The organism is Oceanirhabdus sp. W0125-5, from assembly GCF_027938815.1.
Lineage (GTDB): Bacteria > Bacillota > Clostridia > Clostridiales > Clostridiaceae > Oceanirhabdus.
The window spans coordinates 2,323,961-2,344,229 of record NZ_CP115913.1; the positions used below are offsets into that span (position 1 = coordinate 2,323,961).

19 protein-coding genes and 1 riboswitch are annotated in these 20,269 nt (G+C 29.2%); of the genes, 11 read left to right on the forward strand and 8 right to left on the reverse strand.

What is annotated here, in order from left to right; all coding sequences use genetic code 11:
• The first annotated feature begins 2 nt into the window (after positions 1-2).
• From OW730_RS10795 to OW730_RS10805, 3 genes are all read left to right on the forward strand, one after another.
• Positions 3-1,547: a hypothetical protein gene (locus OW730_RS10795; protein ID WP_271229028.1), complete on the forward strand. Its 1,545-nt coding sequence runs from the start codon at positions 3-5 to the stop codon at positions 1,545-1,547.
• Positions 1,548-1,703: 156 nt separating this feature from the next.
• Positions 1,704-2,483: a hypothetical protein gene (locus OW730_RS10800; protein WP_271229029.1), complete on the forward strand. Its 780-nt coding sequence runs from the start codon at positions 1,704-1,706 to the stop codon at positions 2,481-2,483.
• A gap of 241 nt (positions 2,484-2,724) precedes the next feature.
• Positions 2,725-3,810, forward strand: a complete 1,086-nt coding sequence (locus OW730_RS10805) for a MupG family TIM beta-alpha barrel fold protein (protein ID WP_271229030.1) — start codon at positions 2,725-2,727, stop codon at positions 3,808-3,810.
• Here the strand turns inward: OW730_RS10805 and OW730_RS10810 are convergent.
• Positions 3,807-4,772 carry a hypothetical protein gene (locus OW730_RS10810; RefSeq protein ID WP_271229031.1) on the reverse strand — a complete coding sequence of 322 codons (966 nt, stop codon included), beginning with the start codon at positions 4,770-4,772 and terminating at the stop codon, positions 3,807-3,809. The two genes, OW730_RS10805 and OW730_RS10810, sit on opposite strands and share 4 nt — an antisense overlap.
• 134 nt (positions 4,773-4,906) lie before the next feature.
• Between OW730_RS10810 and rbsK the strand changes: the two genes are divergently transcribed.
• The gene (gene rbsK / locus OW730_RS10815) at positions 4,907-5,782 is read left to right on the forward strand and encodes a ribokinase (RefSeq protein WP_271229032.1); all 876 of its coding nucleotides are present in this window, start codon (positions 4,907-4,909) and stop codon (positions 5,780-5,782) included.
• A gap of 72 nt (positions 5,783-5,854) precedes the next feature.
• Positions 5,855-6,511 (forward strand): MgtC/SapB family protein, encoded by a 657-nt coding sequence (locus OW730_RS10820; RefSeq protein WP_271229033.1) that lies wholly within the window; start codon positions 5,855-5,857, stop codon positions 6,509-6,511.
• A gap of 41 nt (positions 6,512-6,552) precedes the next feature.
• On the opposite strand, the gene thiT is transcribed toward OW730_RS10820, so the two are convergent.
• The gene (thiT, locus tag OW730_RS10825; protein WP_271229034.1) at positions 6,553-7,212 is read right to left on the reverse strand and encodes an energy-coupled thiamine transporter ThiT; all 660 of its coding nucleotides are present in this window, start codon (positions 7,210-7,212) and stop codon (positions 6,553-6,555) included.
• Positions 7,213-7,295: 83 nt separating this feature from the next.
• Positions 7,296-7,398, reverse strand: a riboswitch (TPP riboswitch).
• Positions 7,399-7,500: 102 nt separating this feature from the next.
• Between thiT and OW730_RS10830 the strand changes: the two genes are divergently transcribed.
• From OW730_RS10830 to OW730_RS10850, 5 genes are read left to right on the forward strand one after another with little or no spacing between them, the layout of a single operon-like run.
• On the forward strand, positions 7,501-10,296 hold the full coding sequence (locus OW730_RS10830; protein WP_271229035.1) for an ATP-dependent DNA helicase: 2,796 nt from the start codon (positions 7,501-7,503) through the stop codon (positions 10,294-10,296).
• A 4-nt stretch (positions 10,297-10,300) separates the two neighbouring features.
• The gene (locus OW730_RS10835; RefSeq protein ID WP_271229036.1) at positions 10,301-10,627 is read left to right on the forward strand and encodes a hypothetical protein; all 327 of its coding nucleotides are present in this window, start codon (positions 10,301-10,303) and stop codon (positions 10,625-10,627) included.
• A gap of 14 nt (positions 10,628-10,641) precedes the next feature.
• Positions 10,642-10,965 (forward strand): hypothetical protein, encoded by a 324-nt coding sequence (locus OW730_RS10840; RefSeq protein WP_271229037.1) that lies wholly within the window; start codon positions 10,642-10,644, stop codon positions 10,963-10,965.
• A gap of 43 nt (positions 10,966-11,008) precedes the next feature.
• Positions 11,009-11,434 (forward strand): hypothetical protein, encoded by a 426-nt coding sequence (locus tag OW730_RS10845; RefSeq protein WP_271229038.1) that lies wholly within the window; start codon positions 11,009-11,011, stop codon positions 11,432-11,434.
• Between the two features lie 42 nt (positions 11,435-11,476).
• Positions 11,477-12,028 (forward strand): DUF3867 family protein, encoded by a 552-nt coding sequence (locus tag OW730_RS10850; RefSeq protein ID WP_271229039.1) that lies wholly within the window; start codon positions 11,477-11,479, stop codon positions 12,026-12,028.
• A 27-nt stretch (positions 12,029-12,055) separates the two neighbouring features.
• Here OW730_RS10850 and OW730_RS10855 read toward each other — a convergent pair whose 3' ends face one another.
• From OW730_RS10855 to OW730_RS10880, 6 genes are all read right to left on the reverse strand, one after another.
• Positions 12,056-12,922: a cation diffusion facilitator family transporter gene (locus tag OW730_RS10855; RefSeq protein WP_271229040.1), complete on the reverse strand. Its 867-nt coding sequence runs from the start codon at positions 12,920-12,922 to the stop codon at positions 12,056-12,058.
• A 205-nt stretch (positions 12,923-13,127) separates the two neighbouring features.
• Entirely contained in the window at positions 13,128-13,688 is a 561-nt protein-coding gene (locus tag OW730_RS10860; RefSeq protein WP_271229041.1) for a restriction endonuclease, read from the reverse strand.
• A complete protein-coding gene (locus OW730_RS10865; protein WP_271229042.1) occupies positions 13,688-14,020 on the reverse strand; it encodes a hypothetical protein in 333 nt (110 codons plus the stop codon). Before OW730_RS10865 ends, OW730_RS10860 begins: the two co-directional genes overlap by 1 nt.
• A gap of 536 nt (positions 14,021-14,556) precedes the next feature.
• Positions 14,557-16,278 (reverse strand): NADH-dependent [FeFe] hydrogenase, group A6, encoded by a 1,722-nt coding sequence (locus OW730_RS10870; protein WP_271229043.1) that lies wholly within the window; start codon positions 16,276-16,278, stop codon positions 14,557-14,559.
• 15 nt (positions 16,279-16,293) lie between these two features.
• On the reverse strand, positions 16,294-17,541 hold the full coding sequence (locus OW730_RS10875) for a complex I 51 kDa subunit family protein (protein WP_271229044.1): 1,248 nt from the start codon (positions 17,539-17,541) through the stop codon (positions 16,294-16,296).
• Entirely contained in the window at positions 17,538-18,032 is a 495-nt protein-coding gene (locus OW730_RS10880; RefSeq protein WP_271229045.1) for an NADH-quinone oxidoreductase subunit NuoE family protein, read from the reverse strand. Before OW730_RS10880 ends, OW730_RS10875 begins: the two co-directional genes overlap by 4 nt.
• Positions 18,033-18,184: 152 nt before the next feature.
• On the opposite strand from OW730_RS10880, the gene ptsG reads away from it, so the two are divergent.
• The gene (gene ptsG, locus OW730_RS10885; RefSeq protein ID WP_271229046.1) at positions 18,185-20,176 is read left to right on the forward strand and encodes a glucose-specific PTS transporter subunit IIBC; all 1,992 of its coding nucleotides are present in this window, start codon (positions 18,185-18,187) and stop codon (positions 20,174-20,176) included.
• Positions 20,177-20,269: the final 93 nt, after the last annotated feature.

A 20,269-nucleotide genomic window follows, 5' to 3' on the forward strand; every position in this document is an offset into this window, starting at 1 on the left:
AAATGAAAGATACAATTGGATTTTTAAATGAAAATGATGTTTTAATAAATTATATTCATCTTATGAAATCAGATAAAATCGATTTCTTAAAAGGAAAAGAACAAGTAAAAATTAAGATAAAATATCTAATTGAGGAACTTATGGATTGTGAAGATATTCATGGGAAAATTAATGTTGCTAGTAAATTATGGAAATTGCTTTTTGAAGTATCTATGAGTTTTATTGATAAAAATAAAGATGGATATGATAGATTATTTGAATATTTTGATAAATTTATAGAGTTTGAAGAACTTATTTTTGCATCAGATTCTTTTTATAGAGATCATACTTTACATGTTTTATGGGTGTATTTTCTTGGAGAATATATTTTTTATGATGATGAGTTTGAGGGGTTAGTTAAAGGAGCAAAGAAATCATTCAAAAATATGGATTTTCTCGGAGAGGTTGAACTAATTAATGATGATGGATACTTAGATGATTTGATTAAAAATATGAAAGAAATAATACAAGGAGAAAGCTTAGAAGCATCAGTGAGATGCGTTTCTGCTTTGACTCATGACTTAGGATATCCATTAAAAAAAATAACAAAAATAAATAATTCAATTGATAAAATTTTAAGAGTATATGGGTTTAATGATGTGAAGAAAATGAAATTAAGTTTTAATATTTCTAAGTTAGATAATATACGAACATTTTTAGATTCCTTGAGTTCTATGGTGACTCTGTCAAATTATGAGAATGAGATATTAAATAGATACTCGCCAAACGAAGTTAACGAAAGTTTAAGTGCTATGAAAATGAGAAGAAATAAAAAGGGGGGATATGATTTCATTGGTATAGATATTGAAAAATATAAGAAATTATCAGATAAAAATAAGAGAATTATTAAAGAAGTTCTTAAAATGGATTATAATCATAAGGTTGATTTAAATAAGCAAATCATATATTCAAAAAACTTTGAAGAGTATGAACATGGTATTATTAGTGCATATATTTTGTTTGAGAATCTAGAAGCTTTCAAAGACTTAGGAATAATAAGTGTAGATAAAAAGATTAGTGCTAATAGGGCACAGAATAAGCAGGTAAGGGAAAAGTTAAATATTATGAGTGCTATCACAAATCATACAAGTAGTGATTATAAAATTACAGGGATTTCTGATATTTCTGCCTTTCTTGCATTTATAGATGAGATAGAGGAATTCTCAAGAATATCAAGAGCAAATCAAAATAGACAGTTTGTAGATGAGTTTTGTAAGACAAAGATATACATGGAAAATGAGTGGTTCAATGTAGATTTTATCTTTGATAATGAGAGTATTTCAAGTCTTAATCCTGAAAGAGCATTTAAAGGTAGATGTAAAAAAATGCTTTCTTTATTAGATGTAAACAATCTTATGGATAACTTTAAATTGAATTTAAGATGTATTGGCAGATTACCTAATGATAAGAATATTTATAAAATATCAATACAAAAAGGGGAACATGTAATAAGTATTAATGGGGAAAGGGTTATTACAAGGGAATATTTAAATTCAATGGAATTTTAAAAGTATACACTTTGCACCTGAAGGGTCATATAAAAATGAACCTTTCAGGTGTTTTTTCATATTATAGTATTGACTTATAGTTTTAACAACTGAAGAAATAACAATACGTAAAAAAGAATTAGAAGTATATATTTTAAATAACTTAGGAGGCAAAAAATGAGTTATAAATGGAATGATCACTCCGATTATACGGAAAAAGATTATTATTATGATATGAATAGTTGCAAGAAACAGGAGAAGTGTTGTAATAAGCAGAAAAAAGATTGGGACAATAAAGGGGGGGAAGACCAATACTGGGAAGAAAAATGCTGTAAAAAACATGATATGTCTTGGGATGAAAAAAGCTGGGAAGATAAATGTTGCAAGAAGCAACAGGATTGTTGGGATAATGGTTGCTGTTCAAATAAATGCTCCACTGATCACAATAAGTGTTGCGAACATAAATGTTGCAATAAAGAAGATAAGTATTGTGATGAGAAATGTTGTAAAAAATGTGATTGCTGCTGTGAAACAAGAGAACTTCTAAAGGAAGCTTATAAATATGCATTTAGGGCAAGAATTGCAATATTAGCAATTTTTGAGTTTAAGAATCCTTGTGAACACAGAGAGGTTATTAAATATTTCTTCTGTAAAGCGAAAGAAAATGTTAAATGTCTATATAAAACTCTTGAGAAATTATCATGGTGCTATAAGAAAAAATGCTTCTGTTGTAGTTATGAAGTAGATTGTTTTATTCAAAAAGCTATTAGAAATACAGAAGCTGTAGAATATGCTTTGTGGGATATAAAAGCACTTTGTGACCCTTGTTGTAATGAATATGAGTATTGTAAGGCTGTATGTTTATATAGTAGAGCTTTAGAGAAAATTGAAGATGTTGTAAGAGAGATTGAAACTTTATTTAAATTATTAAAAAAGTGCAACTGTAAAAAATGTTAATAGTATAGTATGAAAAGTACCCTAGGGTGCTTTTTATTTTAGGCAAATATTTTAGTTGTTCTTTTCAAATTTCATTATCATAGGAAATGGTATATCTCAATAAGAGAATTAATAAAGTATTAATAAAGGGTTTTTGTGAAGCTTAATTTATCCCTGTCTTAAAATATAGAGCATTTAAAGTATTTTGGACAAGTATAAATTAATAGTTGAGCTTAAAAACCTATAGAAAGTTGTAAAGGGGATGGATATTATTAAAGGATTATTTTTTATTCTTTATGATAATGAATCATTTGAGAGCATTCTACAACAAATAGAAATAGTAAATAATTTTAATTATAATAGAATTTTTCTAAGAGTAATAGAGGGGATGGAGAGAAAAGAGTATCTAAAGGGATATATTTATAGAATTATTCAGAAAGTTAAAGAAAAGAAATTAGATTTAATTTTGCAAGTGGATGAAGATTGTTTAAATATTATGGATGAAAGTGTATATAACTTAAAGGATTTATATTTAACAGGAGTAAGTGGCATATTTTATAAAGAACTTAGTAACATAGAACAAATTTGTGAGATTAGTTATAACGATTATATACATATATTTGTTGGATGGGAAATTCTTAATGAAAAGACACTAAAATATATGGGAGAGAAAGGAGCAAATTTTAGAAATCTATCATTTGTTTTACCTCAAGGTGTGAGAGTCTTTTCTGGAATTTCAGTAGATGAAGTAATTAACACTTTAGAGATTCTTAAGGGGTATTCAAGTAATATATGTGCTTTCTTAGATGATGAGAATGGAAAAAACAGAGTAATACCTGATGGTATTTCAACAGTAGAAGAATTAAGAGGTAAGAATAGTTTAGTTAGTTACAAGATATTAAATTTATTGGGTATAAGGAAATTCTTTATTCATGGGACAATAGGGAGTGAACAGTTAAAAAAAATTAATGATGCAAGTGAATCTTATTGCGAAGTTAGAATTAGATTATTTAATAATAATGATGAATTAGCTAAAAAAATATTGTTTTCAAAAATTCGTAGAATTACAAGTGTAAATAGATGCGGTGTTATTTCCTTTGGGAATATAAAAAAACAGATGGGGTTATCTAAAATAGAAAGTTCATATAAGGATAGCTGTATAAATATAGGGGATATAACCATAGATAATTGTTTATATGGAATAAATGAAGGTGAGCTGAATATTTACACAAGAAATTCTGATAGAGATGAACGAATAAATAAAATAGCATCTATAATAGAAGAAGATGTATGTCTCTTAAGTTATATTACTCAAGAGACATTAATTAAATTTGTATTGGAAAATTAGTTGTCAGATGAGGAGTCTTCTGTTGATATTGAAGGAACTATTAAATCATCTGTTGTTATTTGTAAATCATCTGTTGAGATTGATAGATTATCCATATTTAAAGAATCTAATGATGTATCAAGTTTAACTTCTTCTGAATAAGTAAAATTTATAGATGTTATTTGATTTATATCAATTGTTTTTTGGGGATTGGTTTCAGAAACAGTTTTTTCATAAGTCTTTGTATTTTTTGAAGGAATACTTTCTTTGGGATTGTCATCGTCTTTTACTTGATTTTCAATATTATTTTTATGGATGAATTTATTTGCCATTGAGTTGATTTTATCAGATGTTTCATAGAGATTCTTAGCAGAAGACTTTATTACATCTATAATATTAGGAGTATTCACTACTAATGGATTTTCCTGATTTGAATTTATAGTATCAATAATGTCAATGATATTGGCAGATAATTCAAACATGTCTCTTAGAAGAGCGTTATCCATGATTGTACCAAGAATTGATAATTTTAAAATACTAAAATTACTAGGGTTTTCAGATTCCATCATATCCATGATATTAGCAGTTCTATATTCTATAAATAAATCTCGATTTTTTAGTAAGTAATTAACTATTTCAGGTTCACCTAATAATTTTTCAATTATATAACTACTATTACTTCTGATTATATATTTGGATTTTAATTCATCATCTTTTATAATGTAATCCATTAGTTTCGTGTAGTTAAAAATATACCTCTCATAGTAATCTCCAATTATTTTAAACTTTAGATTATGTTTATTTGGAATTACACAGGAGATTATAGTATAGACTGGTGAATTTCTTCCACTTTCAGTTTTAAGTTCTATTTTATATGACTTGAATTCTTTAATGACTGACATCTCTTCACAGTTGAATTCGCCTTTAATTTCTTTAGAAAATTGATCCCATATATCTTTTTTATTTGGGCCAAAGAACTTCATAAATTATCACCTCCTACTATATATTAACATATATTTGATTAAAAGGAAAAGGAGGTGGATTTGACTAAAGGGGGAAATAGAAATATAATTTTCATAAGAGTAATAAAAGTAAAAATTAAGAGGTGTTTTATAATATGAGAATTTTAGTAATAGGAAGCCTTAATTTTGATTATACTTTTATGGTAGAGCGCTTACCAGAAGAAGGAGAGACAATATTAGCACGAGATTTTTCAACAGCCTTTGGAGGAAAAGGTGCTAATCAAGCTGTTGCATGTAGTAGATTAGGCGGAGAAGTGTGTATGATTGGGGCTATAGGGAATGACTCAATTGGAAAAGATATGCTTGTGAATTTAAAAAACAATGGGGTGGACATTAGTGGAATTAGGAAGCTGGAGGGGCCATCGGGTATGGCAGTTATTTCAGTAAATAATAATAGTGAAAATACAATAGTTGTAAACCCAGGGGTTAATAATCAATTAACATCTGAACATATAGAACAATCAGAAGAGCTTATTAAAGAATGCGACATTATATTAATTCAATTAGAAATTCCCATGAGCGCAGTAGAGAGTGCTATTGGTTTAGCTCATAAGTGGGGAAAGAAAGTTATACTAAATCCTGCTCCCGCAACTACAATTAAAAAAGAGATTTTAGAGAAGGTATATCTTATTACTCCAAATAAAAGTGAATTATTTCATTTAACGGGAGAAAAAAATATAATTGAAGGGGTAAAAAAGCTTCTTGAATCAGGAGTGGAGAAGGTTATAGTAACACTAGGGTCAAAGGGTTGTATATATATGGATAAGACAATATCTAAAAAATATAATCCTTGGAAGGTTAATGCTATTGATCCTACAGCAGCGGGTGATACATTCAATGCTGCAATGGCAGTAAGCATAAATAAATCTATGGACGAAGCAGTGGAATTTGCTTCAAAGTGTGCAGCTCTTGCAACAACAAAAATAGGAGCACAAACATCAATACCATTTTTAAGAGATGTAGAAATTTAATGATAAATAATATGTCAGAAGGGGGAAAAGTTTATTTTTTTTATTAAAATTGGTGGATTAACTCTAGGCGAAATGATTTTAAGATTGTCCTTAGCTGTAATACTGGGAGGATGTATTGGATTTGAAAGAGAAGTTAGAAATAGACCTGCAGGACTAAGAACTCATGTATTGGTAACATTAGGTGCTACTTTAATTATGTTAATATCCATGTATGGGTTTAATGGAGGAGATCCTGCAAGGTTAGCTGCACAGGTAGTAAGTGGAATCGGTTTTTTAGGAGCAGGTACAATATTAAGAGATAACAGTGGTGTAAAAGGATTAACTACAGCAGCTAGCATATGGGTTTGTGGAGGTATAGGTTTAGCCTTAGGAAATGGATACTATGGGGGAGCATTAGTAACAACATTTTTTGTGTTAATTTCTTTGATATTACTTGGATTGTTTGAAAGAAGAATCTTAGTTTCAAAATTTCATAAATTTGAGTTAGAGTGTGAAGAACGGATAGGATTAATTGGAGATATTGGGAGTATATTTGCTAAAAATAAAATGAGTATTATTGATATTAAAATTGATAGTATAGAAGAAGAAGAAGAAATACGAAAATTAAATATTAGTATGCAGATTAAGATGGAAGATAAGGCACGTGTAGAGGTGCTTATGGAAAAACTTCTTAATATTGACGGAGTAACAGGAGTAATATATAATAAAAAAAGATTAAATAATAAATAAAAAGCATAGAGCATTATAGCGCAGCTCTATGCTTTTTGTTGCTATATATCAATTCGATTTGAAGTGCTTTTTAATCTATTAAATGGTATGAAAATAATTAATAAAATACATATGATGTACTCAGGTAGTAAATAAGAACCATTATATATGAAGGAGTACCAATAAGGAGACATTCCTTCAGGGGCATATTGTCCAAAAAATATCACACCAGAAAGCCAGTGGAATATAAACCTTCCAAATACAGCAGCAGTTACACCTAATAATCTGTAAATGACTCCATTAAAATAGTTGGATTGTTTATATTTAAAGAATCCAGCTAAACCTAACATCATAAATGGTAATGGATAATCAAATAGAACTTGTATAGGGTGAACAATGTAAGGACTAACAAGAAGATTTATTAATCCGAAGATAAATCCAGCCAGAAATCCTACTTCTGGGCCATAAATTAATGCAAGAATTATTATTGGAACCATACTACCTAATGTTACGCTTCCTCCTTGAGGCATCTTAAATAAAACTACTAAATTTAAGACAAAGGTTAAAGCCACAACAACTCCGATTATTGAAATTAACTTTGGAGTTAGTTTAACTTTTTTAAAGATAATAAAAGCCATAGTAATTATAAATAGAATTGCTAATGCTAATAAAACAAATGGTGATTGAATCAATTGTTTAATACTTTCTAGAAAATTATTCATAAAAAAACCTCCTTTGCATTGTGCGCTGGAGGGTTGTCTTAATAGAATGTCTAAATATTACTATACATATAGGCAATTTAGAACCTTCGATATAATAGCTTCCCTACGCTGGTATTAACCAGATCAGGTATGAGGGTAATAGATTAAAATCTATTTCTCAGCCAAATGACACCCCTAGCACGGTTTATTCTTTTTTCAAAATCATTATACCGTATTTAGGGAATAAAAACAAGAAATTGAATGAATATAATTTTAAATTGATAATAATTATTGAAAGTGGTGATTAAATTGTTTAAAAAAGATATTGAAAATAAAAGTGATAGAGAGATTATTGAAAAGGTTATTACAAATGAAGTATACGAATTTTTTGTGGATTTTTTACCTAAACTCGGATTCGAAGAACGAGAAGGGCAGCAGGACATGGCTTTAGATATATGTGAAGCTATGAGGGATAATCAACATATAATGGTAGAGGCTGGGGTTGGTATTGGTAAATCTTATGCATATTTATTGCCCTTAATGATATATAATAGAGAATTCAAAGAACCTGTAGTAGTGTCCACATCTACAATATCTTTACAAGAACAACTTATGGATGATATAAGGGCGGTATCAAAAAAGCTTGGATTCTCTCCAGAGGTTGTTTTAGCTAAAGGAATGAGTCACTTTGGATGCAGGTTAAGAGTTGAGGAGTTTGGAAGTAAAGTATTATTTGAAGAGGATTATGAGAAAACAAAAGTATACAATTATCTTAAGAATTGGGTAAAAGATATTGGTGATAGAGCAAAGTTGAACGAGGATATAAGTGAAGATATTTGGGAAAGTGTTAATGTTAAAAACTGTTTGTTTAATAAGTGCAAATTCTATAATGAATGTGTATTTATTGATAAGAGAAATAAGATGGGAAATACAGATGGTATAATATTATGTAATCATGATTTATTAATTGTTGATGCACATAAAAAAATTAGAAAAGAAAGAGCTTTGCTCAGTAATAGAATAAAATACATAACTATTGATGAGGCACATAATCTTGAAGAAAAAGTTAGAGGGGTGCTTCAAGAAGAACTTACATATAAAAAGTGTTTTACCATATTTAATGATAGTAAGTTTTTTATGAAAAGAACTGGAAACAGTAAAGAAATTGAAAAAATAAATATCCTAATTAAAGATATAGATAGGTATTTTAAGATATTAGCTAATGATATTAACGAACAAATGAAAGTTGGAAAATTTCAAGGATCTGAACAGAGTAGATTTAATATAAATAGACACAAAGTTTTGAATATATCAAGAAATATTATTAATACATTAGATGATGTTATTAAAAATATTGCATTAGTTGACATAGTTAATGTATCAGAGTTTGAATACTTTAATAATTTACAAGATGAAATTCTTGAAGATCTTAAAAGGATAAAAGAAGATATTTATAATGTTGTTTATGAGAGTTATGATACTCTCGCTTGGGGAGAGTTCAATGGAAAAGAAGCTGATTTGTTAAATGTTAGGTTGATGATTGCACCTAAGTTCATAAATAAAGTAATAAAAAAGCTGTTTTTTAGAGAAAAGGAAAATGAGTTTCAATTAGAAAATCTACCTAAAATTATTTTAACTTCCGCTACCTTGACAAATAGGTTTCATGGTGATTTGAAAGAACGTTACTCGTATATAATAAATAACATTGGGTTTCCACAAGAGGAAAAGAGAGGAATTCTATCTGAACCAAAAGAGTCACCTTTTGATTATGATAATAATACTATAGTATATTATAAGAATAAAATGCCTCATCCTATGAAATCAAGAGAAGCCTTCTTAAAGGAAGCAATTGAAGAAATTATAAAACTTATTAAAATGACTGATGGTAAAACTTTAATACTTTTTGCATCAAAAGAGGACTTGAATTGGGTATATAAAGAGTTAAAAAAGAGAAAGTTTTCTTATAAGATTTTAAAACAGAATCCATATTCATCCCAGGAAAATATAATGACAGCTTTCAAAGAAGAAGAAAATTCTATATTGTTAGGTACAGGAATCTTCTGGGAAGGAATAAATATTCCTGGTAAAACACTTTCTCAGGTGATTGTAACAAGATTACCTTTTCCTGTTCCAGATCCAATTATCGAATTCAAAAGAAGCATAAGTCAAAATCCTTTATTGGAAGTAAATGTTCCTGAAATGATTTTAAAATTAAGACAGGGTGTCGGGAGATTGATAAGAAATAGTAAGGATTCAGGAGTAGTTGCATTATTAGACCCCAGAGTAGGAGAGGATATGAATCTGGAATACAAAGAAATGATCTGGAATGCAATTCCAATGAAAAACAGAACAACAGATATTAAGACTGTTAAGAAATTTATAGAAGATAAAGTTATAAAAAGAGAAGATGATATTGAAATTAAGAGTATTAATGATGTGAGTTTCAAAGAATTTTCCACAAAGAAATTTTTTGGAGAGGACAATTACATTAACCTTAAAACAATTAAATGCAATAAAAAGTTCGAAAATGGAGTGTTGGAAATAAAAAAATGGATAAGTAATAATAAAAATAATACAAATCCTAAAACAAGAGAAATTGCTGTTAGAATGGAGAAAATGATTAAGTCTATTTTATGTGGTATTCCTTTAAAAAATCTTGAAATTGAGGTGAACCTTCAAAAGCTGGAACTATTAAACATATCTAATGGGATTGAACAAATAAAAAGAAAACTTCTTATTTGGAAGCAAAAGAGAATTAAAATCCATGAGGAAGATGATATTTTAAAATTACTTAAAATATTTAAAATCATAAGAGCTGAGTATTATAGTGATAATCTAAAATATCAATGTTTCGTAAAAGAAATTAAAAATAAAGAAGAGAAACAAATTATATTTGAGAATGAGGTTTTTAAAAAGATTGGTAAAGAAGTTTTCACAATTGATTGTTTATATGAAGGGGAGCTTAAAGGAAAGTCCAATACGATGAAAGCTGTATTATTTTATTATAATGAGGATACAATTCAAAGATTAGTTGAATGGGGAATATCCTGTGAGATAGTTTTATATGAATTTGAAAAAGATTTGATTATTAAAAAGAATAGGTGATTTTATGAATGTTGATTTATATGAATATAATTCAAATAATGTTATTTTTCAAAGTAAAACATATGATATAAGTATGCTTATTGATGGAAAGGTTAGAAGTGAGCTTTTGCATACTAGAATAACAAAACCAGGTTTAGATCCCTTTTGGAGTCCAGGGGTTGATCCATATAAGAGTATATTTAAGTTTGCTCCAGAAAGACCTTTTCCACCACCAAGCTTAGATATGTCTTATATAGATGAATCGTTTATTGATACTGCTTTCTTTAAAAATATAGAGTTAGAAAGTGGAGAATTTAAAGAAGAAGACTACGAATTTTTCAAGATTTTTTAAAGGATAGTGACTATATGAATGTTGATTTATATGAATATAAAAGGTGGAAAGAAAAAATTAAAAAAGAAACATATGAAGATGAAATATTTATTGATAATCAACGAGTAGAAGAAATTTCATATAGACCAGTACTTACTCCTGGAAAAGATGCTTACTGGAGTCCTGGGAAAGATCCTTATTTAAGTGTATTTAAGCTTAGTAAAAAGTCGAATTCATTCCAAGCGCCATCTTTAGAGGGAAATGGTATGATTAATCTGCAGATAGAAGAGGAAGAATTTATCGAAGAAGGGTATATCTCTGAGGAATCTATTAATGTAGATACTGAAAATGAATTATAAATTTGAACTTTAAAGTAATTGAATAATTTTAAAAGGTGATTTAATGAATGTTGATTTATATGAATATCATACAGCTAGAGAACAGGAGCAAAAAATAGACAATAAAGAGAGTGTTTTTATTGACCAAAAAGAAATAAATATATTTTTAAATAGACCTGATGGTTATGGCAAAGATGCTTATTGGAGTTATTACAAAATGGGGAAACCACTTGGAAAATTCAAAGCACCATATCAAGTGGAACTTCTTCCAGAAGAAGTATTATTAGATGAAGATATTTTAGATGAATATTCTATGATTGAAATTGAAAGTTTGCAAAGGCCAGTAGGAGAAGTGTTTAAAGGCCCTTATTGGACTCTTTTCAATATTGGAAAATCACCAAGTGTATTTAAAGATCCAATGTTAAAAGAGGATGGAAATAAAATTAACAAGAAGGATCAATTAAAATTAGAAGATTTTAAAACAGAATAAAGAGGGGGAAATTTCAAGCAAGTTATCATAAGGAGAAGAGTTATGAGTGATATTATTGATATTAATCAATTACGTAACAAAGTAACAGAAAAAGACGTAAATGAGTTTAGAGAATTTATTTTCAGACTTTATGATAAACTAGCAGAAGGAAAACTTTTTGTTGGAGAAATTACAGAACAGATGGATCAGTATGCAGAAATAAAAGGAATAACAGAAGAGAAATTATGTAATTTGAGAGAAGAATTGATAAAAGAACTCACGGAAGAAGTAGGATTTAATTTCAAGGAAATTGAAAAACAAATAGAAGAAACAGATCTTAATTTAGATTTTGAGGAGCTTGAAGAACAACTAAAGTTTTATGATACTAATATTAAAAATATTAGTATTAAAGGGGTTTTTAAATATAGGATAAATAATCAATTCAATGATATTCTAATCATTTTTGAAGGGGATAAAGGATATATACTTACGCAAAGAAAACCAGATTTTAATGATAAGGACTTGAAAAATATTATTCAGGATTATAAGCAAAATCATAATAAGAATGAAATTGAAGTGATAGTTTTAAAAGAGATTGAGAGACATAAACTTTAAAAAGCACGCTTTTATGCGTGCTTTTGTTTACTTTGGATTAATATGAACTGTACAGTGTTTAACTATTTCAATTTGTTCTTCTATATTATTATGAACTTTTTCTGCAATGTTATGTGCTTTAACAAAAGAGAGATTCTTGTCTGCGCTTATTTCAAGATCGATATATAGTCTATTAGAATGGATTCTCGTTTTTAAGCTATCAATTGAAAGAACTCCTTCCACTGAAAAGATAATATTTTTTATATTATTGATTGTGTTTTCATCAGTGGCTTTATCCACAAGCTGATTAGCTGCTTGAAGAAAAATATCTATTGAAGCTTTAAGTATTATCAAACAAATAATAATTGATGCTAATGAATCACAAATTGGATAACCAATAAGTGCACCTACAATCCCAATTAGTGAGCCAATAGAGGATAAGGCATCTGTTCTGTGGTGCCACGCATCAGCTTTCAATGCAGAACTGTTAATTTTATTTGCACCTTTAAGTGTATAATGATACATCCATTCTTTAATACCAATTGAGAAAAGAGCAGCTATAATAGTAATAGAACTTGGAGTAGTGTAGTTACCAGCTAGTATGTTCTTTATAGCGGTCATTCCTATAGATATGGCAGTTAAAAAAAGAATAAAAGCTAAAATTTTAGTTAAAATTGGTTCAAACTTTTCATGACCATAAGGGTGATCACTATCTTCTGGTTTTTGTGAGAGCTTCAAACCAACTAACACACAGAAGGTACTTATAACATCAGAAAAAGAATGAATTCCGTCAGATATTAATGCGGAACTTCGTCCTAAAAAACCTATAAATAATTTTATAACTGCTAAAATTACATTCCAAATAATAGTTACTCTTGAAATCCTATTTGCTATTGTGATTGTATTTTTCTGCATATAAACTCCTTTTAAAATTAATCAATATAATATTATGTAAATATGTTTTTATTCTCAATTGAGATGGAAGTGAAGATATTAATTGAAAATAAAATTGTGCGTTTTTTCTAAATATATATCTATTATAAACGTATTATGGAGTTAATGCAATAATTAAATTGGAAATATTTGTTCTCAAATGAGAATGAGTTGTATTCCCTTAACATTAAGCTAAGGATGTTGGAAAATCATAAATTTTATTGTAAAATTCTATAATTTCTGAATCATTTAAATAAATAATTTTAAAGTCTGATGGAACTGTATTTAAAAAAGTTTTGCATTCTTTTGAAAATGCATGGTTACAAACTAATATACCTACAGAACATTTTTTATAAAGCATTTCTCCTAAAAATTCACGGCATTTTTTTAAAGTAATATGTGAATCATCCTGTGTTCTGATTATTTTAATGAAAATTGGCAAATTATTTTTAGTTGTAACAATTGAGTTTTTAATATTTACTTGAAGGTTATTTGTATATGTAAAATCCTTTGAATCAATGTAATTTTCCTTAATAAGAAACTTATATATCCAAAGATAATATTCTTTTTCAGTTAATGATTTAATATCTTCAGATGAAATATTATTTTTTTTGTGAAGTGTTAGTGTTTTATTAATTTTTGAATACTTAGAAATACATTTAAATAAATTAATAATTGTTCCTATAATGCATAGAGTAAATACTAGGAATGTGACATATTGTACAATTTTTAAAAAAAATATCTCCATTAGTTAATCTCCACCTTAAAAAAATTATTATTATGCCAAAACGTATTACATATGGTTAATGAGTCATATAACTCAATACTATAATTATCAATTAATTTGATGTTGTCAATAATGTCACTACAATAATCACATATTAAAACCGAATTATAAATTTTTCTATGAGACAATATTCCAATAATCTCGTAGAGTATATCTTCGCTTAAGGAATTTTCTTCTTCATTAAAATGAAAGCATATTACTATGAAAGGAGTATCGTTCTTAATAGCTATATAAGAAGTAACCTCCTTCATATTTAATTGAATATTTTGGATTTCTCTAAATCCTTTGTTCATTAAAAAAAATTTACAGAAAGAATCGTAATAATTTCTACCAAGGCAAGTTAACATTCTACGTGATATAAAACCGTAATTGAAGGATTCAGTATATAATAAATTTTCCATCTGCATATTAATCTTTGAGAGAAAAATGCAAGAAAGTTTATATACGGAATACGACGATAAAATAATTATAAATAAAAACAGTATGTTCATAGAACACCTCCACCTTAAGTTTTCACCTGTCTTTATTTTGATTATTAACAATCTGATAAATAATAAACACGAAGATAAAAGACTTTATTAAAACAAATGTATAGTGGATAATGTAGAACTTTGAAGTAAATGGAAAATGGATAATGTATAATGTATAATGATTGACATTTCACTCAGTGAAATTTTAATCCTATTGTTGGGAGAAGATGGGAGTGATCGTTTTATCACAGATAAAATGAGTAAAAACTCCTTGTTCCACCGAACAATAAGATGTAGTTTCTGCGTAAGCAGAAACATCCATCATTATCCATTGTCCATTATCCATTATCAATTATTTTTTATTCCTTATCATGTGGGTAATAAAATGTATGAAGTAATTCATGAGATTTCTTGCCATTAGGTTCTATTAAGAAATCATCATAAAGCTGTAGTATTAGTGGGTTTTTATGTGAACGACGAATGGTACTATTATTATCTATTGAATATATACCATCTATTCTTTCTTTCCGAACTTCCGCGGTAGAACCAAATGGTTGCCCGCCACCGCCTATACATCCACCAGGGCAGCACATAACTTCTATAAAAGTATATGGACATTCACCAGACTGTATTTGTTCTAAAATATATCTAGCATTTTTAAGCCCATTAACTACAGCACCTTTAAGTTCAAGAGAATCAATCATTACTGTTACTTCTTTAATTCCATCGAGTCCTCTTGCTGAAGAAATGTTTAAATCATCTAGTTCTGTTTCAGTAAGAATTTCATAAACACTCCTTAGAGCTGCTTCCATTACACCACCACTAGCACCAAAAATTGCACCAGCACCAGATGAGATTCCAAAAGGAGCATCAAAATTATCAGTTGTAAGATTATTGAAATTAATTGATAATGACTTGATTAATTTCGCAGTTTCTCTAGTTGTGAGAACAGCATCTACTTCGCGATATTCTTTATAATGCATTTCTTCTCTTTTAGCTTCATGTTTTTTAGCAGTACAAGGCATTATTGATACTGTGAATATCTTTTCTGGGGGTATGCCCATTTTTGATGCATAGTAACTTTTTGATAATGCTCCAAACATTTGTTGAGGAGATTTACATGTTGACAAATGAGGTAATAGATTTGGATAAAAAGCTTCGATAAAATTTATCCAACCAGGTGAACATGAAGTAAGCATAGGAAGAACACCATTGTTTTTTAGTCTATTAATTAATTCATGACCTTCTTCAATTATAGTTAAATCTGCAGTAAAATTGGTATCAAATATTTTATCAAAACCTACTTGTTTTAACGCTGATACTAGTTTTCCTTCACAATTTAAACCTGGAGCAAATCCGAATTCTTCTCCTATTGAAACACGGACTGCAGGTGCAATTTGTGCAATTACATGAATATCTGGATTATAAATAGCATCCATAACATTATCAATTTCTTCTCGTTCTCTAAGAGCTCCAACTGGACAAACTGATACACATTGACCACAGAAAACACAATTTGTTTCTGCTAAACTCTTGTTATAAGCAGGTGTAATAGAATACTTTGTTGATCTATGAGCATGGCTTAAGGCTGCAACAGTTTGAACTTCTTGACACATTTCAATGCATCTATTACATTTTATACATTTGCTTTGATCTCTAATTATTGAATGGTTAGAAAGGTCTTGAGTTGTACAATCTACTACTTCATGAAGATTTGTTTTAGAGATATTAAATATTTCACAGAGCTTTTGAAGTTCACATTTACCATTTCTACTGCATTTTAAGCAATTTTGATCATGATTAGCTAAAATTAATTGAAGTACTCCTTTTTGAGTATCTCTTACAAGTTTTGAGTGGGTTTTAATTCTCATTCCTTCTTGAACTAAGGTAGAGCATGCTGTTAGTAACTTACCATTTTGATTTTCTACAAGACATATTCTGCAATTTGCCTTTACTTTTTGATCTGGATGATAACATAAGGTTGGAATAGAGATTCCAATTTTTTTAGTAGCTTGTAAAATTGTGAAATTAGAGGGTACTGTAACTTCAATATTATTTATTTCTAAAGAGCAGGTATTCATAATTTAATATTCCTCCTATTTAACCCAATTTTCCATTTCTTCTCTAAAATATCTAAAGGAAGAAATTAATGAAGTTGGTGCAGTTTTTCCTAGGCCGCAAAATGATGCATTTTTCATTACATGTGAGAAGGTCTCCATAGTTTCTAAATCAATAGAAGTTCCTTTTCCATCTTTAAAATTATTGAGGAGTTTTAAAAGTTGGCGAGTGCCTTCTCTACATGGAACACATTTACCACAACACTCATGCCAAAAGAATTCTCCTGTAGATATTAGAAAATCTAATAATGAATTAGAATCATCGACAACTAGTATTGCACCAGAACCTACGTCAGCACCGTATGTTGCTAATTCTGAGTAGCAGTATTTCACATCTATTAATGCAGCTGGGAGTAAGGCACCTGAAGAACCTCCCAGTTGAACAAATTTTAAGTTTTTATTGTCTGAGATACCGCCACCTAATGAATAAATTATTTCTCTTAAGGTTATTCCAAAGGGAACTTCATAAACACCAGGCTTATTTATATTACCACAAAGAGATATTAGTTTAGTTCCTTTACTATGGGATGTACCATATTTTGTGAACTCTGCAGCACCTCTTCGTAAAATTGAAGTTGCAGCTGAAAATGTTTCTACATTATTGACTAAAGTAGGAAGATTAAATAAACCGCTTTGTTTTATATATGGAGGTTTAAGTCTAGGTTGGCCGCTCCTACCCTCCATAGATTCTATAAGAGATGAATTTTCACCGCACACATATGCACCTGCACCTGAAAAAAGTTCAATATCAAAATCAAGACCACTGTTAAGAATATTATTACCTAAATAACCGTTAGCATGGCAAATGTCAATTACTGATTGGGTTTGTTTATGCAGATGTTTATATTCTTCACGGATATATATATATCCTTTGTTTGAACTGATTGCTAAAGCTGCAATTATCATTCCTTCAATAATACTGTATGGCTCGTATTGAATTAGATATCTGTCTTTAAAAGTAGCTGGTTCCCCTTCATCAGCATTACAAATAATTATTTTTTCTGAAGAAATAACCTTTGAGGCTTGATCCCATTTTTTACCTGTAGGGTAAGCGGCACCACCACGGCCGCGGAGCCCTGAGGTTTTTAGTTCATTTATAATCCATTCTGTACCATTGAGCAAAGATTTTTGTAGTGCCTCAAAACCACCAAGTTTTTTATATCCTTCAATATCATTGATTTCATATTTACCAAAATTAATTTTAAAGAAATCTACTTTATCAATCATTGAAATTTCCTCCTATAGGAATTAATTATATCTTTAATTTTATCTTTGGTAAGATTACCATGAACCTCATTATTTATACGTATTGCAGGAGAAATATCGCATGCCCCAAAGCAAGAAGAGTATTGAAGGGTAAAAAGTCCATCTTCAGTAGTTTCACCTACTGATATTCCTAATTCATTTTGAAGTGGTTCAAGGATGGTCTCGAATTTTTTTACAGTGCATACAGGGCTTTTACATACTTGGATAATTATCTTTCCTTTAGGTTCAGTTGAAAGTGCCTCGAAAAAGGTAATAACTTCATATGTTTTACTTAAAGGTACAGAAATTTTTTTGCTTATATATTTTGTTATAACTTCAGGAATGAAGTTTCCAGGAATGATTTCTTGTACTTGTAGAAGAATGGAAAGTAATTTTAATTCAGAGTAATCATTTTCTTCAAGAATTGAATCAATTTTTAGCATCAGTTCTTCATTAAATATAAAATCGCTCATACATACATCTCCTTATAGGACAGATTCTTTATTTAAATAATATGTCTTAAAGTATAAGGATTATGCAAAATCATAACTGGTATAACTAATTTTTTTCATAAAGTGAGGGAATAATAGTTTTATAAAAATACGGAAGATAAGGAGATGAATAAATGTTTAAAAAAGCTTTTGGAGTATTACAACAAGTTGGTAAAGCTTTAATGCTACCTGTTGCGATTCTTCCAGCAGCTGGTCTATTACTGGGACTTGGTCATGCAAATGTATTAGGAATACCATTAATGGAACAGGCTGGGGGAATAATATTCGGTAATTTACCATTACTCTTTGCTATAGGTGTTGCTATTGGATTGGCAGATGGAGATGGAGTTGCTGCTCTTGCGGCTACAGTTGGTTTCTTAATAATGAATGTAACTATTGGAATTATAGCAAAAATTCCTACTGATCCAGCAGCTATAAGTGCAGATCCAAGTTATGCACAGGTACTTGGAATACCTACATTACAGACGGGAGTTTTCGGTGGAATAATTATGGGTATTGTTGCAGCTATGTTATATAAAAAGTTTTATACCATTGAGTTACCACCATTTTTAGGATTCTTTGCAGGAAAAAGATTTGTTCCTATAATAACTGCTGCATCAGCTATTTTACTTGGATTAATATTAGTATTTGTATGGCCAACAATACAGATAGGATTAGATAAACTTGCAGAGTTTGTATTAACTACGAGCAAAGGGGTATCTGCTTTTATCTTCGGAATTATTGAAAGAGCATTAATACCTTTTGGATTACATCATATTTTCTATTCACCTTTCTGGTTTGAATTTGGTACTTACATAACAGAAGCAGGTGAAGTAGTTAAAGGTGATGTAGCTAGATTCTTTGCTGGAGACCCTACAGCAGGTACTTTCATGACAGGAAAATTCCCTTTTATGATGTTTGGATTACCTGCTGCAGCAGTAGCTATGTATCAAGAGGCCAGACCTGAGAAAAAGAAAATTGTAGGTGGAATATTTGCTTCTGCAGCATTAACATCTTTTTTAACAGGGATAACTGAGCCTATTGAATTTACTTTCTTATTTGTAGCACCATTGCTATATGGAATACACTGTGTTTTCGCTGGTATATCATTTATGCTTATGGATATTTTGGGTGTTAAAGCTGGAATGACTTTTTCAGGTGGATTTATAGATTATCTTTTATACTGGAATTTATCAACTAAATCCTGGTTAATAATACCTATTGGCTTATGCTTTGCAGTAATTTACTACTTCGGATTTAGATTTTTTATTAGAAAATTTGATGTTAAAACTCCTGGAAGAGAAGAAGAAGATGAATTACTAGACACTGATAAAAAGGTTGAAAAAAGTGATTTGCCTATGCAGATTATAAAAGCTTTAGGTGGAGAAAAGAATATTGATAAACTAGATGCATGCATAACACGGTTAAGGATAACTGTAAATGACATCGAAAATGTTGATAAAAGTGTATTAAAAAACCTTGGGGCAGCAGGAGTATTGGAAGTTGGTAATAATATTCAAGCAATTTTTGGACCTAAATCAGATATTATTAAAACCCAAATGAAAAAGATAATGGAAAGAAAAATACCTCAAGGAGAAGAAGTAGAAATAGATAAAATGGATATTGAAGAAACTACAAAAAAGACAGATAAAAAATCAGTAACTTCAATTGAAATTGTTGCTCCTATAGATGGAGAATTACTTGAACTGGAGGATGTACCAGATAAAGTATTTTCAGAAAAAATGATGGGAGATGGGTTTGCAATATTACCTGAAAATGGTGAAGTTGTATCTCCTATTGATGGAACAGTTGCTATGGTATTTGGAACAAAACATGCTGTAGGCTTAAAAGCAGAAAATGGACTTGAGTTTTTGGTACACTTTGGAATAGATACAGTAAAATTAGAAGGAAAAGGTTTTGAAACATATGTTAAGCAAGGTGAAGCTATTAAAAAAGGGCAGCCGTTAATGAGTGTTGACCTACATGAAATTAAGAATTTGGTACCATCAATAGTGACACCTATTGTTATAACAAATTTACCTAAAGAAAAAGAAGTTATAGTTCATCAAGGTAAAAATGTAAAAAGAGGAGAAGGGAATATTATTACAATTAGCGATAAACATTAGAGTAAATAAAAAAACTTGTAATAAATTTCTATTTATAATATAATATAACTGTAATAGTTATTTAGAGAAAAGAAAGGAGACTAATAAAATGAC

Coding starts and splice junctions, on each gene's coding strand:
- OW730_RS10850 (WP_271229039.1), top strand. CDS start 11,477: ATGAGTGATATTATTGATATTAATCAATTACGTAACAAAGTAACAGAA.
- OW730_RS10800 (WP_271229029.1), top strand. CDS start 1,704: ATGAGTTATAAATGGAATGATCACTCCGATTATACGGAAAAAGATTAT.
- OW730_RS10810 (WP_271229031.1), bottom strand. CDS start 4,772: ATGAAGTTCTTTGGCCCAAATAAAAAAGATATATGGGATCAATTTTCT.
- OW730_RS10860 (WP_271229041.1), bottom strand. CDS start 13,688: ATGGAGATATTTTTTTTAAAAATTGTACAATATGTCACATTCCTAGTA.
- thiT (WP_271229034.1), bottom strand. CDS start 7,212: ATGAATAATTTTCTAGAAAGTATTAAACAATTGATTCAATCACCATTT.
- ptsG (WP_271229046.1), top strand. CDS start 18,185: ATGTTTAAAAAAGCTTTTGGAGTATTACAACAAGTTGGTAAAGCTTTA.
- OW730_RS10795 (WP_271229028.1), top strand. CDS start 3: ATGAAAGATACAATTGGATTTTTAAATGAAAATGATGTTTTAATAAAT.
- OW730_RS10865 (WP_271229042.1), bottom strand. CDS start 14,020: ATGAACAAAGGATTTAGAGAAATCCAAAATATTCAATTAAATATGAAG.
- OW730_RS10875 (WP_271229044.1), bottom strand. CDS start 17,541: ATGATTGATAAAGTAGATTTCTTTAAAATTAATTTTGGTAAATATGAA.
- OW730_RS10835 (WP_271229036.1), top strand. CDS start 10,301: ATGAATGTTGATTTATATGAATATAATTCAAATAATGTTATTTTTCAA.
- OW730_RS10805 (WP_271229030.1), top strand. CDS start 2,725: ATGGATATTATTAAAGGATTATTTTTTATTCTTTATGATAATGAATCA.
- rbsK (WP_271229032.1), top strand. CDS start 4,907: ATGAGAATTTTAGTAATAGGAAGCCTTAATTTTGATTATACTTTTATG.
- OW730_RS10870 (WP_271229043.1), bottom strand. CDS start 16,278: ATGAATACCTGCTCTTTAGAAATAAATAATATTGAAGTTACAGTACCC.
- OW730_RS10820 (WP_271229033.1), top strand. CDS start 5,855: ATGATTTTAAGATTGTCCTTAGCTGTAATACTGGGAGGATGTATTGGA.
- OW730_RS10845 (WP_271229038.1), top strand. CDS start 11,009: ATGAATGTTGATTTATATGAATATCATACAGCTAGAGAACAGGAGCAA.
- OW730_RS10840 (WP_271229037.1), top strand. CDS start 10,642: ATGAATGTTGATTTATATGAATATAAAAGGTGGAAAGAAAAAATTAAA.
- OW730_RS10880 (WP_271229045.1), bottom strand. CDS start 18,032: ATGAGCGATTTTATATTTAATGAAGAACTGATGCTAAAAATTGATTCA.
- OW730_RS10855 (WP_271229040.1), bottom strand. CDS start 12,922: ATGCAGAAAAATACAATCACAATAGCAAATAGGATTTCAAGAGTAACT.